Genomic DNA, 24,445 nt, shown 5'->3' on the forward strand with positions numbered 1-24,445 from the left:
TGTTTATCCCTGTCGAATCAGTTCGCCGGTTAAAGCATCGCGAATTTCAGAAGGATTGTTCCGTCCGCCTGTCTCAGCCTGCAAAACGGGGAAATCTTTACCAAACTGCTGATGAACTTCCGCAGCGTGGCGGCAAGGCGGCAGGCCGGTAAGGTTGGCACTGGTGGACACCAGCGGCTTGCCGAAAGCCTCGCATAGCTGACGAACATCGGGATGGTCGCTGACCCGCACCGCCAGCGAATCAAACCGCCCTGTCAGCCAGCGAGGCGTAGTGTTGCGCGCCGGCACTACCCAGGTCACCGGGCCAGGCCAGAACGAGAACATCTTTTCTTTCTGTTCTGCCGTCAGCTGTGTTTCATCAAGGTAGGGCTGCAACTGTTGATAATCCGCCGCAATCAGGATTAATCCTTTTTCGACCTGACGCTGTTTTAACGCCAGTAGCGCCATGACGGCTGTTTCGCTGTCCGGGTTACATCCCAGACCAAATACCGCTTCGGTGGGATAAGCGATGACGGCATCCTGTCGTAAGTGCGCAAGGCAGGCATCCAGCGAGCCTGCCGGGTAGTTATTCTTCAATGCTGTTTCCTGCTGTAACGGGCTTGCCGCAGGCTTTGCTGGCACAAAAGCGCCTGACGCCGCGCGCGGTCTTTTTCTCAATTAATAGAGGGAAATGGCAAAACTCACACTCTCCCTCTACCGGTGTAAAATTAACTGCAAACTGGCAGTCCGGATAACGATCGCAGGCATGAAACGTCTTGCCGTAGCGTGAACGCCGCTGCACCAGCTTTCCCTTCTCGCACTGTGGACAGGCAAGCGTGGTTTCGTCGGGCTTATCGATGAGTTCCGTATGCGTGCAGTCGGGATAGCGGCTACAGCCGATGAACATGCCGTAGCGACCCTGACGTAAAGCCAGCTCCGCCTGGCAAACCGGGCAAAACTGGCCTTCAAGGATTTTAACAATATGGCCGTCGGCCTGGTTTTTAAGGGGGCGGATATAGTCGCATTCGGGATACGCTGAGCATCCCAGAAAAGCGCCGTGCTTTCCTGAACGAATGACCAGTTCCGCCCCGCACTGTGGGCAAGGCTCATTTTTTCGCACAGCGAAAAGCGCTGTTTTATTCATAGCATTTACGACACGAAGACGTTCTTCAGTGCACTATTCCTTCATTGACGTCAAAAAGAAGTTCTTCCATCTGTTGGTAGGCGTTTTCACATCCGGGGATGTTAAACAATACCATCAGCACCACCCATTTGAGATCTTCCAGATCGAACTCAAGCGTGTCCAGCGCCATAATACGCTCAATAACCATTTCCCGGGTTTCCAGATTCAGCACCTGAATTTGTTCCAGGAACAGAATGAATCCCCGGCAGTTGGCATCCAACCGCTGGCTCTCTTCTTCGGTATAAATCCTCATGGAAAGCGGATCGGCCGCCAGCAAAAAAGGCGCCGTCAGGCCATCCTGATAATCCGCCAGCTTTTCTAACCAGTTCAACGCATTATAAATATCTTCACGATGAAAACCGGCGTCGGTCAAATCGTCCGTCAATTTATCCTGATCGACGCGCATCTCTGCTTCGCTATGAATATACGTTTCAAATAAATACATCAGTACGTCGAACATGGCTTGCCCTCCTCAATCGGACATAGCCGCCGGGTACAGCTGCGATCCACCCTGCTAACTCCAGCTCAAGCAGCTTAGCTACGATAACTGGCACAGGCTGGCAGGCACGTTCAGCGACGACGTCAACAGGTGTAACCTCATCTCCTACGTTAGCCAACACCTCGGGAAATGGCAATGAACTATTGTCTTCCACAGCAGAATATATTGTTGAGTTTTTCGCCAGGGGTAACCATTTCAAATCGCTTTGTAACTGTTCAAGGATAGTATTGGGATGCGCGGTCAACAGCGCGCCCTGCTGAATAAGCCAGTGCGTGCCTTCACTACCGGGATTGCCGATCGCGCCAGGCAGCGCATAAACATCACGATTTTGCTCTAAAGCCAGCCTGGCGGTTACCAGCGAGCCGCTTTTCAGGGCCGCTTCCACCACCAGCACGCCCAGGCTCAAGCCGCTGATAATTCTGTTACGCCAGGGAAAATGCCAGGCGAACGGCGCAGCGGCAAGCGGGAATTCAGAAACCAGCGCGCCGCCCCCGGCAACAATCGCTTTCGCCAACGAAAGATGCTGGCGAGGATAGATTTTCATCAGCCCGCCCCCTAATACCGCCAGCGTTTTTCCCTTTACCTCTAATGCGGCCCTGTGGGCAACGCTATCGATGCCCAGCGCGAGCCCACTGGTAATGGTAATGCCGCTGAGCGCCAGCGTTTGTGTAAAGAAGGTTCCCCAGTTTCTGCCGTAGGCGGAGCAGCTGCGGCTGCCGATAACCGCTATCTGCGGCGTGGTCAGCAGCGCCGGATCGCCCTGAACAAAAAGGGCGGTGGGGAAATCGTGGATGTTTTTCAGTAAAGGAGGATACGCAGGGCTGTCGCAGGCAATAAAGTAGTGGTTATCCTGTTCCAGCCAGGCGAGCGTGCTGTTGATGACCGTCCGGTCATAAGCCAGAAAAGCCTCGGCTTGCTCAGCCCGCAGGCCCGCTTCAAGAAGCGTATTTTTATCCAGCGCCGTCTTGCATTGCAGCCTGGCGACGATCGCTTCACGCTGTAGCGCGGACAATTGCTTTACGGCTGACAGACGCAGCCAAATCTCCGTTGCCGTCATCGGTGCCATCCCTGCCCTGGGCTTTGGTTAACGTAGCGGGAATGCTGTCAATCATGAGGCGAAATGTCTACAATAAGAGGGATAAATCTCTTATTCCTTGAACACAAATCTGGAAAGTTATGTCCGTTTTGCAGGTATTACATTATCCCGACGATCGTCTTCGCATCGTCGCTAAGCCCGTGGCGGAAGTAAACGCCGATATTCACGCGTATCGTTGATGATATGTTCGACACCATGTATGCCGAAGAAGGTATTGGCCTGGCGGCGACGCAGGTCGATATTCATCAGCGCATTATCGTTATCGACGTTTCAGAAAACCGCGACGAGCGTCTGGTGCTGATCAACCCGGAGCTGCTGGAAAAAAGCGGCGATACCGGTATTGAAGAAGGCTGCCTCTCTATTCCGGAACAGCGGGCACTGGTGCCGCGCGCCGAAAAAGTGAAAATCCGCGCGCTGGATCGTGAAGGCAAAAGCTATGAGCTGGAAGCGGACGGCCTGCTGGCTATCTGTATTCAGCACGAAATGGATCATCTGGTCGGCAAGCTGTTTATCGATTACCTGTCGCCGCTGAAGCGCGATCGTATTCGTAAAAAGCTGGAGAAACTCTATCGCCAGACAGCTCAGGACTGATGAACATCTGAAGAAGGGAACCCCGTGTCCGACTCTTTAAACATTATCTTTGCCGGCACGCCTGACTTTGCAGCGCGTCATCTTGATGCGCTGCTGTCGTCCAGCCACAAAGTAGTAGGCGTTTTTACCCAGCCCGACCGTCCGGCGGGCCGCGGCAACAAGCTGACGGCCAGCCCGGTTAAACAGCTGGCTGAGCAGCATGGCATTCCCGTGTTTCAGCCAAAATCCCTGCGTCCCGAAGAAAACCAGCAGCTGGTTGCCGATCTGCACGCTGACGTTATGGTCGTGGTGGCTTATGGCCTGATCCTGCCGGCCGCCGTGCTGGCTATGCCGCGCCTGGGCTGTATTAACGTACACGGTTCGCTGCTGCCAAAATGGCGCGGCGCGGCGCCTATCCAGCGTTCGCTCTGGGCTGGCGATGCGGAAACCGGCGTGACCATCATGCAGATGGATGTAGGCCTGGATACCGGCGATATGCTGCACAAGCTGGCCTGCCCGATTGAAGCGGACGATACCAGCGCCAGCCTCTATCAGAAGCTGGCCGAACTTGGCCCGCAGGGCATGTTGACCACGCTTGAGCAGCTTGCCAGCGGCAGCGCGCAGCCGGAAGTACAGGATGAAGCGCTGGTTAGCTATGCGGAAAAGCTCAGTAAAGAAGAAGCGAAGCTGGACTGGACGCTATCCGCCGCTCAGCTGGAACGCTGCATTCGCGCTTTTAATCCCTGGCCGGTCAGCTATTTCACTATTGACGACCAGCCGGTCAAAGTGTGGAAAGCCTCGGTATTGCCGCACGTGGCAAAACAGCCTGGCGAAATTGTGCAGGCGGACAAAAACGGCATCCAGATTGCGACTGCCGATGGCGTTCTCAATATCGAAGAGCTACAGCCTGCCGGTAAAAAAGCCATGAAGGCGCAGGACCTGCTGAACTCCCGCCGTGAATGGTTTAATCCTGGCAACATCCTTGCCTGACTCCTCGCCCGACTTCGTGTCGGGCGATATTTAAAGCGATCCTATGAAAAAAAATACCAATCTGCGCAGCGTGGCTGCCGAGACTATTGAGAAAGTAGTCGAGCGTGGCGAGTCATTAAGCACCGTGCTGCCTGTCGCGCAAAAATTGCTGGCGGAAAAAGACGCCGCGCTGCTACAGGAGCTTTGCTATGGCGTGTTGCGTACGCTGCCGCAGCTGGAGTGGGTTATCAGTCAGCTGATGGAGCGCCCGCTTACCGGAAAGCAACGCGCCGTTCATTTCCTGATTATGGTGGGTCTTTACCAGCTGATGTTTACCCGTATCCCTGCTCACGCCGCGCTGGCGGAGACGGTGGAAGGCGCGGTCGCACTCAAACGGCAGCAGTTGAAGGGGCTGATCAACGGCGTACTGCGCCAGTTCCAGCGCAAGCAGGAGGAACTGACGACGGCGATGGCCGAAGGCGATCAGCAGTACCTGCATCCGAAATGGCTGCTGGCAAGGCTCAGAAACGCCTGGCCCGAGCAGTGGCCGCAAATCGTGGACGCTAACAACCAGCGCCCGCCAATGTGGCTGCGCGTTAATCGACAGCATCACAGCCGTGAAGAGTGGCTGACGCTGCTGCAGGAAGCCGGTAAAAATGCCGAGCCGCATCCGGTGCACAAGGATGCTCTACGGCTTGAAGCTCCCTGCCCGGTCTCGCAGCTACCCGGATTCGATCTGGGCTGGGTAACGGTACAGGATGCCTCTGCCCAAGGCTGTGTCGCCTTGCTCGATCCGCAAAACGGCGAAACGATTCTGGATCTCTGCGCCGCGCCGGGCGGTAAAACCACGCATATTCTGGAAGCCGCGCCTGAAGCCAGCGTGCTGGCCGTAGATATCGATGCAAAGCGGCTGGCCAGGGTCAGCGAAAATTTGCAGCGGCTGAATATGACTGCCGAAGTGAAAGTCGGCGATGGGACAGCGCCTGAACAATGGTGCGGCGACAGGCAGTTCGATCGCATTTTATTGGATGCGCCATGCTCGGCAACCGGCGTTATTCGTCGTCATCCGGATATTAAATGGCTGCGTCGCGACCGCGATATTCCCGAACTGGCGGCTATTCAGCAGCAAATTCTGGATGCTGTCTGGCCACATCTGAAGCCCGGCGGCACTTTGCTCTATGCTACCTGTTCGGTTCTGCCGGAAGAAAACCATCTGCAGGTTGCGGCATTCTTAGCGCGTCATACTGATGCTACGCTGAGTGATACCGGTGACGAAAAGCAGCCAGGGATTCAGGTTTTTCCTGATGCTCAGGGCGGTGACGGGTTTTATTATGCGAAGCTGGTAAAAAAATAACGTAGCGGCCGGCACGTCCGGCCTAATCCATTTTCCTGAACAGACTGAAGCACAATGAAAATCATTATTCTTGGCGCCGGTCAGGTCGGCGGCACGCTTGCCGAAAACCTGGTAGGTGAAAACAACGATATTACCGTGGTGGATACGGATTCCGGTCGCCTGCGTCAGTTACAGGATAAATACGATTTACGCGTTGTGCAGGGCCACGGTTCCCATCCACGGGTGCTGCGTGAAGCGGGCGCGGAAGATGCCGATATGCTGGTAGCGGTAACCAGCTCGGACGAAACCAATATGGTTGCCTGCCAGGTAGCCTACTCTCTTTTTAATACGCCAAACCGTATTGCCCGTATTCGCGCGCCGGACTATCTGCGCGATGCCGACCGGCTCTTTATCCCGGAAGCCGTGCCGATTGATCATTTGATCTCGCCAGAACAGCTGGTTATCGACAATATTTACCGGCTAATCGAGTACCCGGGCGCGCTACAGGTGGTCAATTTCGCCGAAGGCAAGGTCAGCCTGGCGGTAGTAAAAGCCTATTATGGCGGGCCGCTGGTCGGTAATCCTCTGGCGATCATGCGTGAGCATATGCCGCACATTGATACGCGCGTCGCCGCTATCTTCCGTCAGGACCGCCCTATCCGTCCGCAGGGTTCAACGATTGTGGAAGCAGGCGACGAGGTCTTTTTTATCGCCGCAAGCCAGCATATCCGTGCCGTAATGAGCGAATACCAGCGTCTGGAAAAGCCCTATAAGCGCATTATGATTGTTGGCGGCGGTAATATTGGATCGGGTCTGGCACAGCGGCTGGAAAAAAATTACAGCGTAAAACTGATTGAACGTAATCAGCAGCGCGCCGCCGAGCTGGCCGAGCTGCTGCAAAACACCATCGTCTTTTACGGCGATGCGTCGGATCAGGAACTGCTGGCCGAAGAGCATATCGATCAGATCGATCTTTTTATTGCCATTACCAATGACGACGAAGCTAATATCATGTCGGCAATGCTGGCGAAGAAGATGGGCGCGAAGAAAGTGATGGTGCTGATCCAGCGAAAAGCCTACGTCGATCTGGTGCAGGGCAGCGTGATCGATATCGCCATCTCGCCGCAGCAGGCGACGATTTCTGCGCTGCTGGGCCACGTGCGTAAGGCCGATATTGTCGGCGTCTCCTCGCTGCGCCGTGGCGTGGCCGAAGCGATCGAGGCGATCGCGCATGGGGACGAAACCACCTCGCGCGTTGTCGGCAGATCGATTGACGATATCAAGCTGCCGCCGGGGACTATTATTGGCGCGGTTGTGCGCGGCGATGATGTAATGATCGCTAACGACAATCTGCGGATCGAACAAGGCGATCATGTGATCATGTTCCTGACCGACAAGAAATTTGTGCCAGACGTGGAAAGACTGTTCCAGCCCAGCCCGTTCTTTTTATAACGCTTCGCGCTGCCAGGGACTGGCGCCGTGTTACCCCTTAGCGCTGCTCTTTTCACCCGTCTTGTTTTTCTCCGCCGTTAACATGGCAAAAGCCGGTTCGTTTGTTAGACTTACTCACTGGCACAGGAAAGGAGATAACAATGAGTTTATTCAAAGAGTTTCGCGATTTCGCTATGCGCGGCAACGTTGTCGATCTGGCGGTCGGTGTAATTATTGGTGCCGCATTCGGTAAGATCGTTTCTTCTTTAGTGGCGAACATTATTATGCCGCCGCTGGGATTATTGATTGGTGGAATAGACTTTAAACAGTTTGGCTGGGTACTGAAACCTGCCGTCGGCGATGCGCCTGCGGTTGTGATGCAGTACGGTATCTTCCTACAGAACGTTTTTGATTTTATCATCGTGGCTTTCGCTATCTTCCTGGCTATTAAGCTGATGAACAAGCTGCACAAGAAGAAAGAAGTTGAAAAGCCTGCGCCTAAAATCAGCGCGGAAGAAACGCTGCTGACTGAAATCCGTGATTTGCTGAAGCAGAAAAACGGTCAGATCTGACAGTACCAGTAAAAAAAGAACCGCCTTCAAGGGCGGTTTTTTTATGGCCTGAAAGCAGAAGGCCAGTGGTAAAGTCTGCTTTACCACTGGCCTCCCGGGCTACGTGCTTGTCCTTACGCCGATAGCTGCCTTTGCCTTTTTTATTCGCTTCGATACGCGTTTTGAACAGCGGATCGTGTAGTAAAGCCTCCAGCGCGTTATCGCGAATGGTGCCTTTCTTGTGCTGATATTTAGTCATATACCTTCCTTATGGTTGAATCGGCAATGAATATAGAACTCAAACGGCAAAAGATCAATCCGCCGTCGGGGCCAGCGCGCCTTTTTCTAACGCTTCCAGTATGGAGCAGTAAACGCTGCTGTGAGCCGTCCCGCAGCAGGCATCATTCAGCCTGGTCAGTGAACGCTGCATATGTTGCAGTTCAGCGATCATGCTTTCGACTTCCTGCAGTCTCGTTTGCACAATAGTTTTCGACTCCTGACAGGTATGGTGTTCAGGATCGATGCGGATTGAAAGCAGTTCACGAATGGCTTCCAGGCTAAAGCCCAGCTGTCTGCCATAACGAATAAACCGCAGCCGCTGAAGATCGTTCTGGCTATAGAGCCGGAAACCGCCTTCCGTGCGGATCTCATGATCCATCATTTGCTGCTTTTCATAATAGCGGATCGTATCGGGCGTTACGTCCGCCAGTTTCGCCAGCTGACCTATTTTATACATGCCTTTTCTCCAAAAAGCCGCTGCTGTAATTGCCCGCCATACTCGCTCCTGAGGAAGTCGGTACTCATTCCTGCCTGCCTGAGCTTGCTTTCTAAAAGCGCGAGGTGTTTAGCATGTTGAGCATAGCGCTCATCCGTGGGTTCAATACCGGCAAGCAGTTCGTTGAGCTCCACCGCTTCGCGACGCATTTCCAGCTCGGGCGGGAGAAAACCGGAATTCTTCATCAGGCGATACGCCGCGCGCAGTTCGGGCGGCACGTGACTGTCGTCATCCAGCGCCAGCTTTTTACCGCTACCGGGCAGATTATCGAATTCACCCTTTTTTTGGGCTTCAGCAATGTGCTGTTCTACCAGCTGGTCAAATAACCACATCATGACCTCGTGGACGGGGGAAAGAACAAACAGGATAGCGCGTTGTAAAAGGGAGGGGAAATTTCAGATATAAAAAAACCGGGCATACGCCCGGTTTTTCCAGATTGCGGCAGATATTACTCTGCTGCTTCTGCTTGAGCTTCTGGACGATCAACCAGCTCGATGTAAGCCATCGGAGCGTTGTCACCAGCGCGGAAGCCACACTTCAGAATACGAGTGTATCCACCGGCACGGCTCGCGAAACGCGGGCCCAGCTCGTTAAACAGTTTTGCCACGATCTCGTTATCACGAGTGCGGGCGAATGCCAGACGACGATTAGCTACGCTGTCGGTCTTGGCAAGAGTAATCAGCGGCTCAACTACACGACGCAGCTCTTTCGCTTTTGGCAGGGTCGTCTTGATGATTTCATGACGAACCAAAGAGCCTGCCATGTTGCGGAACATAGCCTGGCGATGGCTGCTGTTGCGGTTCAGTTGACGACCACTCTTACGATGGCGCATGACCTTATCCTTCTCAGTGAAACCTTAACCTGTGATCGGGTTATTCATCAGCGATGCTAGCGGGCGGCCAGTTTTCCAGGCGCATGCCCAGAGACAGACCACGAGAAGCCAGCACGTCTTTAATCTCGGTAAGAGATTTTTTACCAAGGTTAGGCGTTTTAAGCAGCTCAACCTCGGTACGCTGTACCAGATCACCGATGTAGTGGATAGCTTCTGCCTTAAGGCAGTTAGCAGAGCGGACAGTCAATTCCAGATCGTCAACAGGGCGCAGCAGGATCGGATCGAATTCTGGTTTCTCTTCTTTCACTTCCGGCTGACGTACATCACGTAAGTCAACGAAAGCTTCCAGTTGTTCAGCCAGAATGGTTGCCGCACGGCGGATCGCTTCTTCAGGATCGATAGTGCCGTTGGTTTCCATTTCGATGACCAGCTTGTCCAGGTCAGTACGCTGTTCTACACGCGCTGCTTCAACATTGTAGGCAATACGCTCTACAGGGCTGTAGCAGGCGTCGACCAACAGACGACCGATCGGGCGCTCATCTTCTTCCGAATGAATTCGGGCAGAAGCCGGCACATAACCACGACCGCGCTGAACTTTGATACGCATGCTGATAGCCGCGTTCTCATCAGTCAGGTGGCAGATCACGTGCTGCGGCTTGACGATTTCGACATCACCATCATGGGTGATATCGGCTGCAGTCACAGGGCCAATGCCAGATTTATTCAGAGTAAGAATAACTTCATCTTTCCCCTGAACTCTTACCGCCAGCCCTTTCAGGTTGAGCAGGATTTCCAGGATATCTTCCTGTACGCCCTCTTTGGTGCTGTACTCATGTAGTACACCATCAATTTCAACCTCGGTCACCGCGCAACCCGGCATTGATGAAAGCAGAATACGGCGCAGTGCGTTACCAAGAGTATGGCCAAAGCCACGCTCTAAAGGCTCAAGGGTCACCTTGGCGTGCGTCGAACTCACTTGCTCGATATCTACCAGGCGCGGTTTTAGAAACTCTGTCACAGAACCCTGCATTGTGTCCTCTCTTTGGTACTAAGCTTTACTTGGAGTAAAGCTCGACGATCAGGTGTTCGTTAATGTCCGCAGACAGATCGGTACGTTCAGGAATACGTTTGAACACACCTTCCATCTTAGTTGCATCAACTTCCAGCCAGGTTGGCTTTTCACGCTGCTCAGCCAGCTCCAGAGCGGCTTTCACGCGAGACTGCTTTTTGGCTTTCTCACGGATGCTAACAACGTCATTCGGAGTTACCTGATAAGAAGCGATGCTAACAACGCGACCATTTACCATGATGGATTTGTGACTAACCAGCTGACGTGCTTCTGCACGAGTGGCGCCAAAGCCCATACGGTAAACAACGTTATCCAGACGACCTTCCAGCAGAGCTAACAGGTTTTCACCGGTGTTGCCTTTCAGACGTGCTGCTTCTTTATAATAGTTACGGAACTGACGCTCCAGCACGCCGTAGATACGACGAACTTTTTGCTTTTCACGTAACTGTACGCCATAGTCAGACAGACGCGGTTTACGCGCACCGTGCTGGCCAGGGGCTTGTTCAATCTTACACTTGGTATCAATCGCGCGAACGCCAGACTTCAGGAAGAGGTCTGTACCTTCACGACGGCTCAGCTTGAGCTTAGGACCCAAATATCTTGCCATTTTCTTTCTCCAACATTCCTAAAAAACGAGCGTTATACGCGGCGTTTTTTCGGCGGACGACAACCGTTGTGAGGGATCGGAGTCACATCAGTAATATTAGTGATGCGGAAACCAGCAGCGTTCAGAGCACGAATCGTTGATTCGCGGCCTGGACCAGGACCCTTAACCATAACTTCCAGGTTCTTAATACCGTACTCTTTCACGGCGTCTGCGCAACGTTCAGCGGCAACCTGTGCAGCGAACGGCGTAGATTTACGAGAACCACGGAAACCGGAACCACCGGCTGTTGCCCAACCCAGCGCGTTACCCTGACGATCGGTAATGGTCACGATGGTGTTGTTGAAAGATGCATGGACATGAGCCACGCCATCAGAGACTTGCTTTCTTACACGCTTGCGTGCACGAACTGGTGCCTTTGCCATTATTCAATCACCCCGATTATTTCTTGATCGGTTTACGCGGACCCTTACGGGTACGTGCGTTGGTCTTGGTACGCTGACCGCGCACTGGAAGACCACGACGATGACGTAAACCACGATAGCAACCAAGGTCCATCAGACGCTTGATGCTCAGGGTGACTTCACGACGCAGATCGCCTTCAACAACAAACTTTGCAACTGCGTCACGCAGAATGTCGATTTGTTCTTCAGACAGCTCACTGATCTTAACATTTTCAGCGATTCCCGTTGATGCACAGATAGCCTGTGAGCGGGTCTTGCCGATACCGAAGATCGCGGTTAGTGCGATAACAGTATGTTTATGATCAGGAATGTTAATGCCTGCTATACGGGCCACTATGCACTCCTACTATTTAAATATGCGCCCCATGCTGAAAAGCCCGTTTTCAGGATACTCAAATGGAAACGCATAGACATACAAAAGATTGGCTGGCTAATCTAGCCAGCTCAACCCGACTTTGCAAGAAAAATATTAGCCCTGACGCTGTTTATGCTTAGGCTCGGCGCTGCAAATCACACGTACGACACCATCACGACGGATGATTTTGCAGTTACGACATAATTTCTTGACGGAAGCACGAACTTTCATTTTTACTCTCCGTAACTTCTCAAGCGCCTGAATTAACGGCCGTAGCCCTTCAGGTTTGCTTTCTTCAATGCAGACTCGTATTGACTGGACATCATCAGAGTTTGCACTTGAGCCATAAAGTCCATGATGACAACAACTACGATCAGCAGTGAAGTACCGCCGAAGTAGAATGGAACTTTCATCGCATCACGCATGAACTCCGGGATTAGGCAGATGAAAGTAATGTAGAGCGCACCCACTAACGTGAGGCGAGTCATTACTTTATCGATGTACTTCGCCGTCTGTTCTCCCGGACGAATTCCTGGTACAAATGCACCAGACTTCTTCAGGTTATCTGCTGTTTCACGCGGGTTGAAAACCAACGCCGTATAGAAGAAACAGAAGAAGATGATTGCAGTCGCATAGAGTAACACATAAAGCGGTTGACCAGGCTGCAAATACATTGAAATAGTCGTCAGCCAGTTCCAACCGGTTCCGCCCCCGAACCATGAAGCTATGGTCGCCGGGAACAGGATAATGCTGGAAGCAAAGATTGCCGGGATAACCCCTGCCATATTCACTTTCAACGGTAAATGTGTGCTCTGCGCAGCATAGACACGACGGCCTTGCTGACGTTTCGCATAGTTCACCACAATGCGGCGTTGACCACGCTCAACGAAAACAACGAAGAAGGTCACTGCAAATACAAGAACTGCAACCAACAGCAACAGGAGGAAGTGCAGGTCGCCTTGCCGCGCTTGCTCGATGGTATGGCCAATGGCCGGCGGCAGTCCCGCAACAATACCAGCGAAGATTATGATGGAGATACCGTTGCCGATACCCCGCTCAGTAATCTGTTCACCCAGCCACATCAGGAACATTGTCCCGGTCACCAGGCTGACAACAGCGGTAAAGTAGAAGGCAAAGCCTGGGTTTAACACCAGGCCCTGCATTCCAGGCATATTCGGCAGACCGGTAGCAATACCGATAGACTGAAATATGCCCAGTACCAGTGTGCCGTAGCGGGTGTACTGGCTAATCTTACGACGGCCAGCCTCCCCTTCTTTCTTTATTTCTGCCAGCGCGGGATGAACCACGGTCAGCAGCTGGATAATAATCGAGGCCGAAATATACGGCATAATACCCAGGGCAAAGATAGAAGCACGGCTCAGAGCACCACCAGAGAACATGTTGAACATTTCAATGATGGTGCCACGCTGTTGCTCAAGCAGTTTGGCAAGTACAGTGGCATCGATACCAGGGATTGGAATAAAAGAGCCAATGCGGAATACAATCAGCGCACCAATCACAAACAGAAGTCTGCGTTTTAGTTCGCCAAAACCACCTTTGGCACTTTGAAAATCTAATCCCGGTTGCTTAGCCATCTGCTACTTATTCCTCAATTTTACCGCCAGCAGCTTCGATTGCAGCACGAGCGCCTTTAGTGACACGCAGACCGCGAACCGTTACCGGAGCAGAGACTTCGCCAGACAGGATAACCTTAGCGAATTCGATCTGAATACCGATAATGTTGGCCGCTTTCAGCGTGTTCAGGTCGACGATCCCGCCTTCAACTTTCGCCAGGTCAGACAGACGAACTTCTGTCGTAACCATAGATTTGCGAGAGGTGAAACCGAATTTCGGCAGACGACGGTACAGAGGCATCTGGCCACCTTCGAACCCACGACGTACGCCACCGCCAGAACGAGAGTTCTGACCTTTGTGACCACGACCGCCGGTTTTACCGAGGCCAGAACCGATACCACGACCCAGACGCTTGGAAGCGTGTTTAGACCCGTCGGCCGGAGACAGAGTATTTAAACGCATCTGTTACTCCTCCACTTTAACCATGTAGGAAATCGCGTTAACCATGCCGCGTACAGCTGGCGTGTCTTCACGCTCTACGGTGTGGTTAATACGACGCAGACCCAGGCCAAGCAGCGTTGCCTTGTGTTTCGGCAAACGTCCGATCGAACTGCGGGTTTGAGTAATTTTAATAGTCTTAGCCATGGTCATTACCCCAGAATGTCTTCAACGGATTTGCCACGCTTGGCAGCGACCATTTCTGGGGAATTCATGTTGGCCAGGCCATCCAGCGTTGCACGAACCACGTTAATCGGGTTAGTGGAACCGTAGGCTTTAGCCAGAACGTTATGAACCCCAGCGACTTCCAGAACGGCGCGCATTGCACCGCCGGCAATGATACCGGTACCTTCAGAAGCCGGCTGCATGAACACACGAGAACCTGTGTGCACACCTTTAACAGGGTGCTGCAGGGTGCCGTTGTTCAGCGCGACATTGATCATATTGCGACGAGCTTTTTCCATCGCTTTCTGGATCGCTGCTGGAACTTCACGCGCTTTACCGTAACCAAAACCGATGCGACCGTTACCGTCGCCTACCACTGTCAGTGCAGTGAAGGAGAAAATACGACCACCTTTAACGGTTTTCGATACGCGATTTACCGCGATCAGCTTTTCCTGCAGTTCGCCAGCTTGTTTTTCGATGTGTGCCATCTTACACCTCTACCTTAGAACTGTAGGCCAGCTTCACGGGCAGCATCTGCCAGTGCCTGGACACGACCATGATATTGGAAACCAGAGCGGTCGAAAGAAACACCAGTGATGCCTTTTTCGATTGCGCGCTCAGCAACTGCTTTACCAACAGCGGCGGCGGCGTCTTTGTTTCCAGTGTACTTCAGTTGCTCACTGATTGCTTTTTCTACTGTAGAAGCAGCAACCAGAACTTCAGAACCGTTTGGAGCAATTACCTGTGCGTAAATATGACGCGGGGTACGATGTACCACCAGGCGAGTTGCACCCAGCTCTTTGAGCTTGCGGCGTGCGCGGGTCGCACGACGGATACGAGCAGATTTCTTATCCATAGTGTTACCTTACTTCTTCTTAGCCTCTTTGGTACGCACGACTTCGTCGGCGTAACGAACACCCTTGCCTTTATAAGGCTCAGGACGACGGTAGGCGCGCAGATCGGCTGCAACCTGTCCAATCATCTGCTTATCAGCGCCTTTCAGCACGATTTCAGTTTGAGTTGGGCATTCAGCAGTGATTCCCGCTGGCAGCGCGTGTTCAACAGGGTGAGAAAAGCCCAGGGCCAGACTCACAGCGTTGCCTTTCACGGCCGCACGATAACCTACACCAACCAGCTGCAGCTTCTTAGTGAAGCCTTCGGTAACACCGATAACCATACTGTTCAGCAGTGCGCGAGAAGTACCAGCCTGTGCCCAACCGTCTGCAAAACCTTCGCGTGGTGCGAAAGTCAGAGTGTTGTCAGCATGCTTAACTTCTACAGCATTGTTGATAGTACGAGTCAGCTCGCCGTTTTTACCTTTAATCGAAATAACCTGACCGTCGAGTTTTACCTCTACGCCGGCAGGAATGACGACAGGTGCTTTAGCAACACGAGACATTCTTTCCTCCGTTAAGCTACGTAGCAGATAATTTCGCCACCAAGACCAGCCTGGCGCGCTGCACGATCGGTCATGACACCTTTAGAGGTAGAAACAACAGCGATACCCAGTCCAGCCATTACTTTTGGCAGTTCGTCTTTGCGTTTGTAGATACGCAGACCTGGACGGCTTACACGCTGAATGCTTTCTACCACAGCCTTGCCCTGGAAATACTTAAGAGTCAGTTCCAGTTCTGGCTTGGTGTCGCCTTCGATTTTAAATTCTTCAATATATCCTTCTTCCTTCAGCACGTTGGCAATTGCCACTTTCAGCTTGGAGGAAGGCATGGTGACCGCAACTTTGTTCGCGGCCTGACCGTTACGGATACGGGTCAGCATATCCGCGATCGGATCTTGCATGCTCATCTGTCTTTACTCCCGTGATTCAATTGGTAATTACCAGCTAGCCTTTTTCAAGCCAGGCACTTCACCGCGCATGGCGGCTTCACGCAGCTTGATACGGCTCAACCCGAATTTGCCCACATAACCATGTGGACGGCCAGTTTGGCGGCAGCGGTTACGCTGACGGGACGGGCTGGAATCACGCGGCAGAGTTTGCAGCTTGAGAACCGCATTCCAACGATCTTCGTCGGAAGAGTTCACACTAGAGATGATAGCTTTTAATTCCTCGCGTTTAGCGCGGTATTTATCAGCCAGTTTTACGCGAACGACTTCGCGTGCCTTCATCGATTGCTTAGCCATGAAGTAACCCTACCTTACTTGCGGAACGGGAAGTCAAAGGCAGCCAGCAGAGCACGGCCTTCATCGTCAGATTTCGCAGTAGTGGTAATGGTAATATCCAAACCACGAACGCGATCGACTTTGTCATAGTCGATTTCTGGGAAGATGATCTGCTCACGAACGCCCATGCTGTAGTTACCACGACCGTCGAATGACTTAGCGGACAGGCCACGGAAGTCACGGATACGAGGTACAGCAATAGAGATCAGACGCTCAAAGAACTCCCACATGCGTTCGCCACGCAGAGTTACTTTACAGCCGATCGGATAGCCCTGACGGATTTTGAAGCCTGCAACAGATTTGCGTGCTTTGGTGATAAACGGTTTTTGACCGGAGATTGCTGCCAGGTCAGCTGCTGCGTTATCCAGCAGTTTCTTGTCAGCGATCGCTTCACCAACACCCATGTTCAGGGTGATCTTCTCGACCCGAGGGACTTGCATGACAGAATTGTAGTTAAACTCAGTCATGAGTTTCTTAACTACTTCGTCTTTGTAGTAATCATGCAGTTTCGCCATCGTACTACTCCAAATTACTTGATAGTTTCGCTGTTAGACTTGAAGAAACGGACTTTTTTGCCGTCTTCGAATCTAAAGCCTACACGGTCAGCCTTGCCGGTGGCAGTGTTGTAAAGCGCAACGTTGGAAACCTGAATAGCGGCTTCTTTTTCAACGATGCCACCTGGTTGGTTCAGAGCCGGAACCGGCTTCTGATGTTTCTTCACCAGGTTGATACCTTCAACAATGACCTTGCCAGAAGACAGGACGTTCTTAACTTTACCGCGCTTACCTTTATCTTTGCCGGTCAGCACGATAACTTCGTCATCGCGACGGATTTTAGCTGCCATTTTTCGCTCCTTAGAGTACTTCTGGTGCCAGAGAGATAATTTTCATGAACTTTTCAGTACGAAGTTCACGAGTTACCGGCCCAAAAATACGCGTTCCGATAGGCTGCTCGCTGTTATTGTTCAGAATAACGCATGCATTACCATCGAAGCGAATGACAGAACCGTCCGGGCGACGAACACCCTTCTTGGTGCGCACCACTACCGCCTTCAGCACATCACCTTTCTTAACCTTACCGCGAGGAATTGCTTCCTTGATGGTAATTTTGATGATATCGCCTACGCCTGCGTAGCGACGGTGCGAGCCACCCAGAACCTTGATACACATTACGCGACGTGCACCGGAGTTGTCGGCGACGTTCAGCATAGTCTGTTCTTGGATCATTTTAGTGCTCCGCTAATGTCAACTACTACTTCGGGACCTGATTCAGGTCGTATAAAAGCCCCATTATTGAGGGCGCAGCATTATAACACCGCATCTCGCATATGGGTAGAAAAAATAAACGACTCATATCGAGTCGATATTTGATCCTCTAAATTGAGGAACGCGACATTCTAAGGAATTGTTCACCCGGTAGCAATCGTAATCTGCACACTTCTTCAGCTTGATGGGTGTTTAAAGGCGTAATTCTGGAAACGGCTCGTAAAAAAGACGGTTTTCTGACCGTCTTTTGTGCCGATTTTCACTGCTCAGGGATAAAGCGTGGCGGCGAGCGCATTGTGCTGCGCAACGGTTTTGTCCAAATCCATCACCGTCATCTGCCCTTTCTCGACCACGACTCTGCCATTAATCACGCTGTAAGCTACCGTTCCCGGATTGCAAAAGACCAGCGCCGCCAGCGGATCGTGTCCGGCGCCTGCCAGGCCGGGACGATTCAGATCGAAAGCGACGATATCCGCCATCATACCGGACGCAATGGCGCCGACATCGTCACGGTTCAACACTTTTGCGCCGTTAAGCGTCGCCAGTTCCAGCGCCTGTCTGGCCGTCATCGCATCCGGGCCGAAGCCAACCCGCTGCAACAGCATCGCCTGACGCACTTCCGCTATCATATCCGCCGTGTCATTTGACGCCGAACCATCCACGCCCAATCCCACATTCACGCCGGCATTGAGCATGGTTCTTACTGGTGCGATACCGGAGGCCAGCCGCATATTGGAACAGGGGCAGTGTGCAATGCCCGTGCCGGTGCGGGCAAAAAGGTTAATGCCGTAATCGTCCAGCTTCACGCAGTGGGCATGCCACACGTCATGCCCGACCCAGCCCAGCTCTTCAACATAGTGCGCCGGCGTACGGTTGAATTTTTCCTGGCTATAGCGAACATCGTTATCGTTTTCCGCCAGATGAGTGTGCAGAGACACTTTATAGCTGCGCGCCAGGCTGGCCGACTCCCTCATTAAATCCTGAGTGACGGAAAAAGGCGAGCAAGGCGCCACTACGATCCGCAGCATCGAGCCGCGTCGGGCGTCGTGATAACGCTCAATGACCCGCTGGGTGTCGGTCAAAATTGCCGCTTCGTCTTCCACCAGGGAATCCGGCGGCAGTCCTCCCCTGCTCTGCCCCAGGCTCATGCTGCCGCGACTGGCATGAAAACGCATTCCCATCCGGGCGGCGGCGTCAATACTGTCATCTAATTTACAGCCACCAGGATAAAGGTAAAGATGATCGCTGGTCGTGGTGCAGCCGGACAGGATCAGCTCGGCCATCGACATCATGGTCGAAACGCGGATCATCTCCGGCGTCATTTTCTGCCAGATGGGATAAAGGTTGCTGATCCATTTAAACAGCTCGCCATCCTGGGCGGGAGGAATGACCCGTGTCAGGCTCTGGTACATATGGTGATGGGTATTGATCAGCCCGGGAATGGCAATGTGTCCCTTCAGATCGATGACCTCATCTGCCTGCTGCGGTAGCTCTTCGGCTTTGCCGACCGCCGTAATAACATTGCCTTTTATCAGTATGCTGCCGTGACGGATCTCTCGCCTTTCGTGATCCATAGTGGCAATCATATCGGCGTTTTTCAGCAGCAGCGTCCGGTCAGGTTTTACGGGATGATGCTCTTTAGCCGGGGCCGCAGAGGGCGAGACGGCAAAAAGTTTAGAGGAAGCGGCAAGCAGCGGTAGAGTCAGCAGCAGCCGACGGGTCTGGTCTGGTTGATTGTGCATAATTACTTTCCATGTCGTATTCCCGATACAGGGCTGACTACCCACGCGCCCTGCGCAAGTCCGCCCGGCAGCGCCGAACGATAAGCTTATCTTAAGCATTATGGAAAGATTAAACGTGATCGGGATCATCGGGCGGCTGCCGCAATCGGCGAGCATTCATTGATGAGGGTTTTGCAGAGGGAAAAGCGGGAGAGCAGAAAAGAAAAAACCCCCGCAAGCGGGGGTTTTTCAGAGAGAAGAAGTTCTTACAGAACCGCTTTCTCTACAACGCGAACCAGGGTCCAGGACTTAGTCTTGGACAGTGGACGGCATTCACGGATTTCAACCTTGTCGCCGATACCACATTCATTGTTCTCGTCATGTACGTGCAGTTTAGTCGTACGCTTAATGAACTTACCGTAGATAGGGTGTTTCACGAAACGTTCGATAGCTACAACAATGGATTTCTCCATTTTGTCGCTAGTCACACGACCTTGCAGAGTACGGATTTTATCGGTCATTACGCACCCGCCTTCTCAGTCAGTAAAGTCTTAACGCGTGCAACATCACGGCGAACATTTTTCAACAGATGAGTCTGTTGCAGTTGGCCAGATGCTGCCTGCATGCGCAGGTTAAACTGCTCACGCAGCAGGTTAAGCAGCTCAGTGTTCAGCTCTTCAACGCTTTTCTCACGCAGCTCAGTTGCTTTCATTACATCACCGTCTTAGTTACAAAGGTGGTTTTGATAGGCAGTTTTGCTGCTGCCAGCTTGAATGCTTCACGGGCCAGCTCTTCCGGAACACCGTCCATTTCATACAGGACTTTACCAGGCTGGATCAGGGCAACCCAATACTCAACGTTACCCTTACCTTTACCCATACGCACTTCCAGCGGCTTCTCGGTAATTGGTTTGTCCGGGAATACACGGATCCAAATTTTACCTTGACGCTTAACTGCACGGGTCATAGCACGACGTGCTGCTTCGATCTGACGAGCAGTCAGACGACCACGGCCAACAGCTTTCAGACCGAAAGTACCGAAGCTAACATCCGTACCCTGCGCCAGACCACGGTTGCGGCCTTTGTGCACTTTACGGAATTTTGTACGCTTTGGTTGTAACATCAGCGACTCTCCTTACTTACGGCCTTTACGCTGCTGCTTTTTAGGTTGAGCAGCCGGTTCCGGTTGTTCAACAGCAGCCATACCACCCAGGATCTCGCCTTTGAAGATCCATACCTTAACGCCGATTACACCGTAAGTGGTGTGCGCTTCAGAGGTGTTGTAGTCAATGTCAGCACGCAGGGTGTGCAACGGCACGCGGCCTTCACGGTACCATTCGGTACGCGCGATTTCAGCACCGCCCAGACGGCCACTAACTTCAACTTTGATCCCTTTAGCGCCCAGACGCATTGCGTTCTGTACAGCACGCTTCATCGCACGACGGAACATCACGCGACGCTCCAGCTGTGAAGTGATGCTGTCAGCAACCAGTTTAGCGTCCAGTTCCGGTTTACGGACTTCGGCGATATTGATCTGTGCAGGAACGCCAGCGATATCCGCTACGACCTTGCGCAGTTTTTCTACGTCTTCGCCTTTCTTACCGATCACGATGCCAGGACGAGCGGTGTGAATGGTCACACGGATGCTCTTAGCCGGACGCTCGATAACGATACGAGAAACGGACGCCTTAGCCAGTTCTTTAGTCAGGAACTGACGTACTTTAAAGTCGCTGTCCAGGTTGTCAGCGAATTCTTTGGTATTTGCGAACCAGGTAGAGTTCCAGGGTTTAACAATACCCAGGCGAATACCATTAGGATGTACTTTCTGACCCATTGCTAGTCTCCAGAGTCTCAGCGATCGGACACAACCACAGTAATGTGGCTGGTGCGCTTCAGGATGCGATCTGCACGACCTTTTGCACGCGGCATAATGCGCTTCATGCTTGGGCCTTCGTCTACGAAGATCTTCGTGACTTTCAGATCATCAATGTCAGCGCCATCGTTGTGTTCGGCGTTAGCAATGGCAGATTCCAGAACTTTCTTGACCAGTACAGCCGCTTTCTTATTGGTGTAGGTCAAAATGTCCAGAGCCTGCGACACTTTCTTACCGCGGACAAGATCTGCTACCAGGCGAACCTTCTGAGCAGAAGAACGAGCGTGGCGATGTTTAGCGATAGTTTCCATCTCTTCCTCCTGTTAGCGTTTCTTGGCTTTCTTATCAGCAGTGTGACCGCGATAAGTACGAGTCGGTGCAAATTCACCCAGTTTGTGACCGACCATTTCGTCGGAAACAAAGACAGGAACGTGCTGACGACCATTATGGACAGCGATGGTCAAACCGATCATGTTAGGGAAGATCGTTGAACGACGGGACCAGGTGCGCAAAGGCTTCTTGTCTCCGCTTTCCACCGCTTTCTCTACCTTCTTCAGCAAGTGCAGGTCAATAAAAGGACCTTTCTTGAGAGAACGTGGCATGGCTTATCCTCTAAAATTATTTGCTACGGCGACGTACGATAAATTTATCAGTACGCTTGTTGCTACGGGTCTTCTTACCTTTAGTCTGCAGGCCCCAAGGTGAAACAGGGTGCTTACCAAAGTTACGACCTTCACCACCACCGTGCGGGTGATCGACTGGGTTCATCGCAGTACCGCGAACGGTAGGACGAACACCACGCCAACGAGCTGCACCGGCTTTACCCAGAACGCGAAGCATGTGCTCAGCGTTGCCGACTTCGCCCAGGGTCGCGCGGCAGTCGGATTCGACTTTACGCATTTCACCAGAACGCAGACGCAGGGTAACGTAGGAACCTTCACGCGCAACGATCTGCACGTAAGCACCGGCTGAACGGGCAATCTGACCGCCTTTGCCTGGTTTCATTTCTACGTTATGTACGGTGGAACCCACTGGGATGTTGCGCATCGGCAGGGTGTTACCCGCTTTAATCGCCGCATCAACGCCAGACTGAATCTGGTCGCCAGCTTTCAGGCCTTTAGGGGCCAGGATGTAACGGCGCTCGCCGTCTTTGTACAGAACCAGCGCGATGTTCGCGGAGCGGTTCGGATCGTACTCAAGACGTTCAACGGTAGCCGGGATACCATCTTTGTTGCGTTTGAAGTCAACAATACGGTAAGCCTGCTTGTGACCACCACCGATATGACGGGTAGTGATGCGACCATTGTTGTTACGGCCACCGGATTTGCTGTTTTTTTCTACCAGCGGGGCAAATGGTTTGCCCTTGTGCAGCTCCGCGTTTACCACTTTAACTACGTGGCGACGACCCGGAGATGTCGGTTTACATTTAACAACTGCCATTGTTCTTCTCCTCCGACTTACTCAGCGCCGCCGACGAAGTCCAGATTCTGGCCTTCTTTCAGGGTGACGTAAGCTTTTTTCCAGTCGTTACGACGGCCAATACGCTGTCCGGAACGCTTAACTTTCCCTTTCATGACCAGGGTGTTAACTTCCTTCACTTCCACTTCGAAAAGCTTCTGTACAGCGGCTTTGATTTCTGCTTTGGTCGCGTCTTTAGCAACTTTGAGAACGATGGTGTTGGTTTTTTCCATCGCAGCAGACGCTTTTTCAGATACGTGCGGCGAGCGCAGTACTTTCAGCAGACGTTCTTCACGGATCATGCCAGCATCTCCTCAACTTGCTTAACTGCATCAGCAGTCATAACGACTTTGTCGAAGGCGATCAGGCTAACTGGGTCGATACCCGCTGCATCACGTACGTCAACCTTGTACAGGTTGCGAGCGGCCAGGAACAGGTTCTCTTCCAGTTCGCCAGTGATGATCAGCACGTCTTCCAGCGCCATGTCTTTCAGTTTCTCTACCAGCAGCTTAGTTTTAGGCGCTTCCAGAGAGAACTGCTCGACAACGATCAGACGATCTTGACGTACCAGCTCGGACAGGATGCTTTTCAGCGCGCCGCGGTACATCTTTTTGTTAACTTTTTGACTGTGGTCCTGCGGCTTCGCAGCGAAGGTCACGCCACCGGAACGCCAGATTGGGCTCTTTGCAGAACCTGCACGCGCACGGCCGGTACCTTTCTGGCGCCACGGCTTTTTGCCGGAACCAGTTACTTCAGCACGGGTCTTCTGAGCACGGGTACCTTGACGGGCACCTGCTGCATAAGCAACAACAACCTGATGTACCAGCGCTTCGTTGAAATCACGACCGAAGGTAGTTTCGGAAACAGTCAGCGCGCTTTGCGCGTCTTTCAATACTAATTCCATTGCTATCCCCTTACGCCTTCACAGCTGGTTTAACAATCAGGTCGCTACCGGTTGCACCGGGAACTGCACCTTTAACCAGCAGCAGGTTGCGCTCAGCGTCAACACGTACTACGTCCAGGCTCTGAACGGTTACGCGCTCATTACCCAGCTGGCCTGCCATTTTCTTGCCTTTGAACACTTTGCCCGGAGTCTGGTTCTGACCGATAGAACCCGGAACGCGGTGAGACAAGGAGTTACCGTGAGTAGCATCCTGAGTACGGAAGTTCCAGCGCTTAACAGTACCGGCAAAACCTTTACCTTTAGATGTGCCAGTCACGTCAACTTTTTTCACGTCAGTGAAAATATCAACGTTAATGCTCTGGCCTACGGTGAACTCGTCGCCTTCAGCGGTACGGAATTCCCAAAGACCACGGCCAGCTTCTACGCCAGCTTTAGCAAAATGGCCTGCTTCAGGCTTGGTGACGCGGTTTGCTTTTTTAGCACCGGCAGTTACCTGGATAGCAGTGTAGCCGTCGTTTTCCAGGTTCTTAACCTGAGTCACGCGGTTTGCTTCAATTTCGATCACGGTTACTGGGATAGATACGCCGTCTTCAGTGAAGACGCGGGTCATGCCCACTTTTTTACCGACTAAACCAATCATTGTTTCAACCTCTCAATCGCTCAATGACCTGATTAACCCAGGCTGATCTGCACGTCAACACCTGCAGCCAGATCCAGACGCATCAGAGCATCAACCGTTTTTTCAGTTGGCTCAACGATGTCAACCAGACGCTTGTGAGTGCGAATTTCATACTGATCGCGCGCATCTTTGTTGACGTGCGGGGAGATCAGAACGGTAAAGCGCTCTTTGCGGGTCGGCAGAGGAATTGGACCACGAACCTGCGCACCAGTGCGCTTGGCAGTCTCAACGATTTCTGCGGTCGATTGATCGATCAGACGATGATCAAACGCTTTAAGACGGATACGGATTCTTTGGTTCTGCATGAGACCAGAGCTCCAATTATTTATAAACGAAAAAAATTACTACTCACACCCATTACGATTGATGGGGGAGTGTAATCGTCTGCACATAACTCCCCGATTGGGAGTATTGTCAGGG

The 24,445-nt window shown here is 52.4% G+C and carries 40 protein-coding genes and 1 pseudogene; 5 read left to right on the forward strand and 36 right to left on the reverse strand.

Annotation, left to right across the window (positions count from 1 at the left end; translation table 11 throughout):
* Positions 1–3 precede the first annotated feature (3 nt).
* Genes tsaC through dprA form a run of 4 tightly spaced genes read right to left on the reverse strand, consistent with a single transcriptional unit; the run spans position 4 to position 2,718 of the window.
* Positions 4–576: an L-threonylcarbamoyladenylate synthase type 1 TsaC gene (gene tsaC / locus ACVWZ0_RS20240; protein ID WP_437177815.1), complete on the reverse strand. Its 573-nt coding sequence runs from the start codon at positions 574–576 to the stop codon at positions 4–6.
* Positions 566–1,123, reverse strand: coding sequence for a DNA topoisomerase family protein (locus ACVWZ0_RS20245; protein ID WP_253457762.1), 558 nt, complete (start codon positions 1,121–1,123; stop codon positions 566–568). Before ACVWZ0_RS20245 ends, tsaC begins: the two co-directional genes overlap by 11 nt.
* A gap of 25 nt (positions 1,124–1,148) precedes the next feature.
* A complete protein-coding gene (gene smg, locus ACVWZ0_RS20250; protein WP_125290971.1) occupies positions 1,149–1,622 on the reverse strand; it encodes a DUF494 family protein Smg in 474 nt (157 codons plus the stop codon).
* The gene (gene dprA, locus ACVWZ0_RS20255; RefSeq protein ID WP_253457759.1) at positions 1,594–2,718 is read right to left on the reverse strand and encodes a DNA-protecting protein DprA; all 1,125 of its coding nucleotides are present in this window, start codon (positions 2,716–2,718) and stop codon (positions 1,594–1,596) included. Before dprA ends, smg begins: the two co-directional genes overlap by 29 nt.
* A 119-nt stretch (positions 2,719–2,837) precedes the next feature.
* On the opposite strand from dprA, the pseudogene def reads away from it, so the two are divergent.
* From def to mscL, 5 genes and pseudogenes are all read left to right on the forward strand, one after another.
* Positions 2,838–3,348 (forward strand): annotated as a pseudogene (gene def / locus ACVWZ0_RS20260) (peptide deformylase).
* Positions 3,349–3,372: 24 nt separating this feature from the next.
* The gene (gene fmt / locus ACVWZ0_RS20265; protein WP_253457756.1) at positions 3,373–4,317 is read left to right on the forward strand and encodes a methionyl-tRNA formyltransferase; all 945 of its coding nucleotides are present in this window, start codon (positions 3,373–3,375) and stop codon (positions 4,315–4,317) included.
* Positions 4,318–4,360: 43 nt separating this feature from the next.
* Positions 4,361–5,650 (forward strand): 16S rRNA (cytosine(967)-C(5))-methyltransferase RsmB, encoded by a 1,290-nt coding sequence (gene rsmB / locus ACVWZ0_RS20270; RefSeq protein WP_253457753.1) that lies wholly within the window; start codon positions 4,361–4,363, stop codon positions 5,648–5,650.
* A 54-nt stretch (positions 5,651–5,704) separates the two neighbouring features.
* Positions 5,705–7,081 carry a Trk system potassium transporter TrkA gene (gene trkA / locus ACVWZ0_RS20275; protein ID WP_253457750.1) on the forward strand — a complete coding sequence of 459 codons (1,377 nt, stop codon included), beginning with the start codon at positions 5,705–5,707 and terminating at the stop codon, positions 7,079–7,081.
* Between the two features lie 140 nt (positions 7,082–7,221).
* Positions 7,222–7,632, forward strand: coding sequence for a large-conductance mechanosensitive channel protein MscL (mscL, locus tag ACVWZ0_RS20280; protein WP_125290976.1), 411 nt, complete (start codon positions 7,222–7,224; stop codon positions 7,630–7,632).
* Here mscL and ACVWZ0_RS20285 read toward each other — a convergent pair.
* From ACVWZ0_RS20285 to rpsJ, 32 genes are all read right to left on the reverse strand, one after another.
* Positions 7,565–7,870, reverse strand: a complete 306-nt coding sequence (locus ACVWZ0_RS20285) for an alternative ribosome-rescue factor A (RefSeq protein WP_301289652.1) — start codon at positions 7,868–7,870, stop codon at positions 7,565–7,567. The genes mscL and ACVWZ0_RS20285 overlap by 68 nt on opposite strands.
* A gap of 54 nt (positions 7,871–7,924) precedes the next feature.
* Positions 7,925–8,347 (reverse strand): Zn(2+)-responsive transcriptional regulator, encoded by a 423-nt coding sequence (zntR, locus tag ACVWZ0_RS20290; RefSeq protein ID WP_253457748.1) that lies wholly within the window; start codon positions 8,345–8,347, stop codon positions 7,925–7,927.
* Complete coding sequence (locus tag ACVWZ0_RS20295; RefSeq protein ID WP_253457745.1) at positions 8,335–8,718, reverse strand: DnaJ family domain-containing protein; 384 nt, start codon at positions 8,716–8,718, stop codon at positions 8,335–8,337. Before ACVWZ0_RS20295 ends, zntR begins: the two co-directional genes overlap by 13 nt.
* 116 nt (positions 8,719–8,834) lie before the next feature.
* A complete protein-coding gene (gene rplQ, locus ACVWZ0_RS20300) occupies positions 8,835–9,218 on the reverse strand; it encodes a 50S ribosomal protein L17 (protein WP_120458461.1) in 384 nt (127 codons plus the stop codon).
* Between the two features lie 40 nt (positions 9,219–9,258).
* On the reverse strand, positions 9,259–10,248 hold the full coding sequence (locus ACVWZ0_RS20305; RefSeq protein ID WP_002919219.1) for a DNA-directed RNA polymerase subunit alpha: 990 nt from the start codon (positions 10,246–10,248) through the stop codon (positions 9,259–9,261).
* Between the two features lie 25 nt (positions 10,249–10,273).
* A complete protein-coding gene (gene rpsD / locus ACVWZ0_RS20310; protein WP_004160561.1) occupies positions 10,274–10,894 on the reverse strand; it encodes a 30S ribosomal protein S4 in 621 nt (206 codons plus the stop codon).
* A 32-nt stretch (positions 10,895–10,926) separates the two neighbouring features.
* Positions 10,927–11,316, reverse strand: a complete 390-nt coding sequence (gene rpsK, locus ACVWZ0_RS20315) for a 30S ribosomal protein S11 (RefSeq protein WP_034899652.1) — start codon at positions 11,314–11,316, stop codon at positions 10,927–10,929.
* A gap of 16 nt (positions 11,317–11,332) precedes the next feature.
* Positions 11,333–11,689, reverse strand: a complete 357-nt coding sequence (gene rpsM, locus ACVWZ0_RS20320; protein ID WP_048917626.1) for a 30S ribosomal protein S13 — start codon at positions 11,687–11,689, stop codon at positions 11,333–11,335.
* A 135-nt stretch (positions 11,690–11,824) separates the two neighbouring features.
* The gene (gene rpmJ, locus ACVWZ0_RS20325; protein ID WP_004160566.1) at positions 11,825–11,941 is read right to left on the reverse strand and encodes a 50S ribosomal protein L36; all 117 of its coding nucleotides are present in this window, start codon (positions 11,939–11,941) and stop codon (positions 11,825–11,827) included.
* A gap of 32 nt (positions 11,942–11,973) precedes the next feature.
* On the reverse strand, positions 11,974–13,305 hold the full coding sequence (gene secY / locus ACVWZ0_RS20330) for a preprotein translocase subunit SecY (protein WP_124233601.1): 1,332 nt from the start codon (positions 13,303–13,305) through the stop codon (positions 11,974–11,976).
* A 7-nt stretch (positions 13,306–13,312) separates the two neighbouring features.
* Complete coding sequence (rplO, locus tag ACVWZ0_RS20335) at positions 13,313–13,747, reverse strand: 50S ribosomal protein L15 (protein ID WP_125290979.1); 435 nt, start codon at positions 13,745–13,747, stop codon at positions 13,313–13,315.
* Between the two features lie 3 nt (positions 13,748–13,750).
* The gene (rpmD, locus tag ACVWZ0_RS20340; RefSeq protein WP_004160569.1) at positions 13,751–13,930 is read right to left on the reverse strand and encodes a 50S ribosomal protein L30; all 180 of its coding nucleotides are present in this window, start codon (positions 13,928–13,930) and stop codon (positions 13,751–13,753) included.
* A 5-nt stretch (positions 13,931–13,935) separates the two neighbouring features.
* Positions 13,936–14,436: a 30S ribosomal protein S5 gene (gene rpsE, locus ACVWZ0_RS20345; RefSeq protein ID WP_004160571.1), complete on the reverse strand. Its 501-nt coding sequence runs from the start codon at positions 14,434–14,436 to the stop codon at positions 13,936–13,938.
* Positions 14,437–14,450: 14 nt separating this feature from the next.
* Positions 14,451–14,804, reverse strand: coding sequence for a 50S ribosomal protein L18 (gene rplR, locus ACVWZ0_RS20350; protein ID WP_004160572.1), 354 nt, complete (start codon positions 14,802–14,804; stop codon positions 14,451–14,453).
* A 9-nt stretch (positions 14,805–14,813) separates the two neighbouring features.
* Positions 14,814–15,347, reverse strand: a complete 534-nt coding sequence (rplF, locus tag ACVWZ0_RS20355; RefSeq protein WP_253457742.1) for a 50S ribosomal protein L6 — start codon at positions 15,345–15,347, stop codon at positions 14,814–14,816.
* An 11-nt stretch (positions 15,348–15,358) separates the two neighbouring features.
* Positions 15,359–15,751 carry a 30S ribosomal protein S8 gene (gene rpsH, locus ACVWZ0_RS20360; RefSeq protein ID WP_052902739.1) on the reverse strand — a complete coding sequence of 131 codons (393 nt, stop codon included), beginning with the start codon at positions 15,749–15,751 and terminating at the stop codon, positions 15,359–15,361.
* 30 nt (positions 15,752–15,781) lie between these two features.
* Positions 15,782–16,087, reverse strand: a complete 306-nt coding sequence (gene rpsN, locus ACVWZ0_RS20365) for a 30S ribosomal protein S14 (RefSeq protein WP_052902737.1) — start codon at positions 16,085–16,087, stop codon at positions 15,782–15,784.
* Positions 16,088–16,101: 14 nt separating this feature from the next.
* Positions 16,102–16,641 (reverse strand): 50S ribosomal protein L5, encoded by a 540-nt coding sequence (gene rplE / locus ACVWZ0_RS20370; RefSeq protein ID WP_024966584.1) that lies wholly within the window; start codon positions 16,639–16,641, stop codon positions 16,102–16,104.
* 14 nt (positions 16,642–16,655) lie between these two features.
* Complete coding sequence (gene rplX / locus ACVWZ0_RS20375; protein WP_020322770.1) at positions 16,656–16,970, reverse strand: 50S ribosomal protein L24; 315 nt, start codon at positions 16,968–16,970, stop codon at positions 16,656–16,658.
* 10 nt (positions 16,971–16,980) lie between these two features.
* Positions 16,981–17,352 (reverse strand): 50S ribosomal protein L14, encoded by a 372-nt coding sequence (gene rplN / locus ACVWZ0_RS20380; RefSeq protein WP_002919748.1) that lies wholly within the window; start codon positions 17,350–17,352, stop codon positions 16,981–16,983.
* A 305-nt stretch (positions 17,353–17,657) separates the two neighbouring features.
* A complete protein-coding gene (locus tag ACVWZ0_RS20385) occupies positions 17,658–19,133 on the reverse strand; it encodes an 8-oxoguanine deaminase (RefSeq protein WP_301289651.1) in 1,476 nt (491 codons plus the stop codon).
* A gap of 245 nt (positions 19,134–19,378) precedes the next feature.
* A complete protein-coding gene (rpsQ, locus tag ACVWZ0_RS20390) occupies positions 19,379–19,633 on the reverse strand; it encodes a 30S ribosomal protein S17 (RefSeq protein WP_024966581.1) in 255 nt (84 codons plus the stop codon).
* Positions 19,633–19,824, reverse strand: a complete 192-nt coding sequence (rpmC, locus tag ACVWZ0_RS20395; RefSeq protein WP_024966580.1) for a 50S ribosomal protein L29 — start codon at positions 19,822–19,824, stop codon at positions 19,633–19,635. Before rpmC ends, rpsQ begins: the two co-directional genes overlap by 1 nt.
* Positions 19,824–20,234, reverse strand: coding sequence for a 50S ribosomal protein L16 (gene rplP / locus ACVWZ0_RS20400; RefSeq protein WP_002438716.1), 411 nt, complete (start codon positions 20,232–20,234; stop codon positions 19,824–19,826). The genes rpmC and rplP overlap by 1 nt, the downstream gene beginning before the upstream one ends.
* A gap of 12 nt (positions 20,235–20,246) precedes the next feature.
* A complete protein-coding gene (gene rpsC / locus ACVWZ0_RS20405; protein WP_002919766.1) occupies positions 20,247–20,945 on the reverse strand; it encodes a 30S ribosomal protein S3 in 699 nt (232 codons plus the stop codon).
* A 17-nt stretch (positions 20,946–20,962) separates the two neighbouring features.
* A complete protein-coding gene (rplV, locus tag ACVWZ0_RS20410) occupies positions 20,963–21,295 on the reverse strand; it encodes a 50S ribosomal protein L22 (protein ID WP_000447532.1) in 333 nt (110 codons plus the stop codon).
* 12 nt (positions 21,296–21,307) lie between these two features.
* Positions 21,308–21,586: a 30S ribosomal protein S19 gene (gene rpsS, locus ACVWZ0_RS20415; RefSeq protein ID WP_013204132.1), complete on the reverse strand. Its 279-nt coding sequence runs from the start codon at positions 21,584–21,586 to the stop codon at positions 21,308–21,310.
* Positions 21,587–21,602: 16 nt separating this feature from the next.
* Positions 21,603–22,424 carry a 50S ribosomal protein L2 gene (rplB, locus tag ACVWZ0_RS20420; RefSeq protein WP_125290981.1) on the reverse strand — a complete coding sequence of 274 codons (822 nt, stop codon included), beginning with the start codon at positions 22,422–22,424 and terminating at the stop codon, positions 21,603–21,605.
* A 17-nt stretch (positions 22,425–22,441) separates the two neighbouring features.
* The gene (gene rplW / locus ACVWZ0_RS20425; RefSeq protein ID WP_125290982.1) at positions 22,442–22,744 is read right to left on the reverse strand and encodes a 50S ribosomal protein L23; all 303 of its coding nucleotides are present in this window, start codon (positions 22,742–22,744) and stop codon (positions 22,442–22,444) included.
* Complete coding sequence (gene rplD / locus ACVWZ0_RS20430) at positions 22,741–23,346, reverse strand: 50S ribosomal protein L4 (RefSeq protein WP_125290983.1); 606 nt, start codon at positions 23,344–23,346, stop codon at positions 22,741–22,743. The genes rplW and rplD overlap by 4 nt, the downstream gene beginning before the upstream one ends.
* A gap of 10 nt (positions 23,347–23,356) precedes the next feature.
* Entirely contained in the window at positions 23,357–23,986 is a 630-nt protein-coding gene (gene rplC / locus ACVWZ0_RS20435; protein WP_253457739.1) for a 50S ribosomal protein L3, read from the reverse strand.
* Between the two features lie 32 nt (positions 23,987–24,018).
* Positions 24,019–24,330 carry a 30S ribosomal protein S10 gene (gene rpsJ, locus ACVWZ0_RS20440; RefSeq protein ID WP_001181005.1) on the reverse strand — a complete coding sequence of 104 codons (312 nt, stop codon included), beginning with the start codon at positions 24,328–24,330 and terminating at the stop codon, positions 24,019–24,021.
* Between the last annotated feature and the right edge of the window lie 115 nt (positions 24,331–24,445).

The organism is Erwinia sp. TECH1 (genome assembly GCF_054057575.1).

Bases quoted from the DNA above. Each gene is read 5' to 3' on its own strand.
- ACVWZ0_RS20245 (WP_253457762.1), bottom strand. From the start codon at position 1,123: ATGAATAAAACAGCGCTTTTCGCTGTGCGAAAAAATGAGCCTTGCCCA.
- smg (WP_125290971.1), bottom strand. From the start codon at position 1,622: ATGTTCGACGTACTGATGTATTTATTTGAAACGTATATTCATAGCGAA.
- dprA (WP_253457759.1), bottom strand. From the start codon at position 2,718: ATGACGGCAACGGAGATTTGGCTGCGTCTGTCAGCCGTAAAGCAATTG.
- rsmB (WP_253457753.1), top strand. From the start codon at position 4,361: ATGAAAAAAAATACCAATCTGCGCAGCGTGGCTGCCGAGACTATTGAG.
- trkA (WP_253457750.1), top strand. From the start codon at position 5,705: ATGAAAATCATTATTCTTGGCGCCGGTCAGGTCGGCGGCACGCTTGCC.
- mscL (WP_125290976.1), top strand. From the start codon at position 7,222: ATGAGTTTATTCAAAGAGTTTCGCGATTTCGCTATGCGCGGCAACGTT.
- ACVWZ0_RS20285 (WP_301289652.1), bottom strand. From the start codon at position 7,870: ATGACTAAATATCAGCACAAGAAAGGCACCATTCGCGATAACGCGCTG.
- zntR (WP_253457748.1), bottom strand. From the start codon at position 8,347: ATGTATAAAATAGGTCAGCTGGCGAAACTGGCGGACGTAACGCCCGAT.
- ACVWZ0_RS20295 (WP_253457745.1), bottom strand. From the start codon at position 8,718: ATGTGGTTATTTGACCAGCTGGTAGAACAGCACATTGCTGAAGCCCAA.
- rplQ (WP_120458461.1), bottom strand. From the start codon at position 9,218: ATGCGCCATCGTAAGAGTGGTCGTCAACTGAACCGCAACAGCAGCCAT.
- ACVWZ0_RS20305 (WP_002919219.1), bottom strand. From the start codon at position 10,248: ATGCAGGGTTCTGTGACAGAGTTTCTAAAACCGCGCCTGGTAGATATC.
- rpsD (WP_004160561.1), bottom strand. From the start codon at position 10,894: ATGGCAAGATATTTGGGTCCTAAGCTCAAGCTGAGCCGTCGTGAAGGT.
- rpsK (WP_034899652.1), bottom strand. From the start codon at position 11,316: ATGGCAAAGGCACCAGTTCGTGCACGCAAGCGTGTAAGAAAGCAAGTC.
- rpmJ (WP_004160566.1), bottom strand. From the start codon at position 11,941: ATGAAAGTTCGTGCTTCCGTCAAGAAATTATGTCGTAACTGCAAAATC.
- secY (WP_124233601.1), bottom strand. From the start codon at position 13,305: ATGGCTAAGCAACCGGGATTAGATTTTCAAAGTGCCAAAGGTGGTTTT.
- rplO (WP_125290979.1), bottom strand. From the start codon at position 13,747: ATGCGTTTAAATACTCTGTCTCCGGCCGACGGGTCTAAACACGCTTCC.
- rpmD (WP_004160569.1), bottom strand. From the start codon at position 13,930: ATGGCTAAGACTATTAAAATTACTCAAACCCGCAGTTCGATCGGACGT.
- rpsE (WP_004160571.1), bottom strand. From the start codon at position 14,436: ATGGCACACATCGAAAAACAAGCTGGCGAACTGCAGGAAAAGCTGATC.
- rplR (WP_004160572.1), bottom strand. From the start codon at position 14,804: ATGGATAAGAAATCTGCTCGTATCCGTCGTGCGACCCGCGCACGCCGC.
- rplF (WP_253457742.1), bottom strand. From the start codon at position 15,347: ATGTCTCGTGTTGCTAAAGCACCTGTCGTCATTCCTGCCGGCGTAGAG.
- rpsH (WP_052902739.1), bottom strand. From the start codon at position 15,751: ATGAGCATGCAAGATCCGATCGCGGATATGCTGACCCGTATCCGTAAC.
- rpsN (WP_052902737.1), bottom strand. From the start codon at position 16,087: ATGGCTAAGCAATCGATGAAGGCACGCGAAGTCGTTCGCGTAAAACTG.
- rplE (WP_024966584.1), bottom strand. From the start codon at position 16,641: ATGGCGAAACTGCATGATTACTACAAAGACGAAGTAGTTAAGAAACTC.
- rplX (WP_020322770.1), bottom strand. From the start codon at position 16,970: ATGGCAGCTAAAATCCGTCGCGATGACGAAGTTATCGTGCTGACCGGC.
- rplN (WP_002919748.1), bottom strand. From the start codon at position 17,352: ATGATCCAAGAACAGACTATGCTGAACGTCGCCGACAACTCCGGTGCA.
- ACVWZ0_RS20385 (WP_301289651.1), bottom strand. From the start codon at position 19,133: ATGCACAATCAACCAGACCAGACCCGTCGGCTGCTGCTGACTCTACCG.
- rpsQ (WP_024966581.1), bottom strand. From the start codon at position 19,633: ATGACCGATAAAATCCGTACTCTGCAAGGTCGTGTGACTAGCGACAAA.
- rpmC (WP_024966580.1), bottom strand. From the start codon at position 19,824: ATGAAAGCAACTGAGCTGCGTGAGAAAAGCGTTGAAGAGCTGAACACT.
- rplP (WP_002438716.1), bottom strand. From the start codon at position 20,234: ATGTTACAACCAAAGCGTACAAAATTCCGTAAAGTGCACAAAGGCCGC.
- rpsC (WP_002919766.1), bottom strand. From the start codon at position 20,945: ATGGGTCAGAAAGTACATCCTAATGGTATTCGCCTGGGTATTGTTAAA.
- rplV (WP_000447532.1), bottom strand. From the start codon at position 21,295: ATGGAAACTATCGCTAAACATCGCCACGCTCGTTCTTCTGCTCAGAAG.
- rpsS (WP_013204132.1), bottom strand. From the start codon at position 21,586: ATGCCACGTTCTCTCAAGAAAGGTCCTTTTATTGACCTGCACTTGCTG.
- rplB (WP_125290981.1), bottom strand. From the start codon at position 22,424: ATGGCAGTTGTTAAATGTAAACCGACATCTCCGGGTCGTCGCCACGTA.
- rplW (WP_125290982.1), bottom strand. From the start codon at position 22,744: ATGATCCGTGAAGAACGTCTGCTGAAAGTACTGCGCTCGCCGCACGTA.
- rplD (WP_125290983.1), bottom strand. From the start codon at position 23,346: ATGGAATTAGTATTGAAAGACGCGCAAAGCGCGCTGACTGTTTCCGAA.
- rplC (WP_253457739.1), bottom strand. From the start codon at position 23,986: ATGATTGGTTTAGTCGGTAAAAAAGTGGGCATGACCCGCGTCTTCACT.
- rpsJ (WP_001181005.1), bottom strand. From the start codon at position 24,330: ATGCAGAACCAAAGAATCCGTATCCGTCTTAAAGCGTTTGATCATCGT.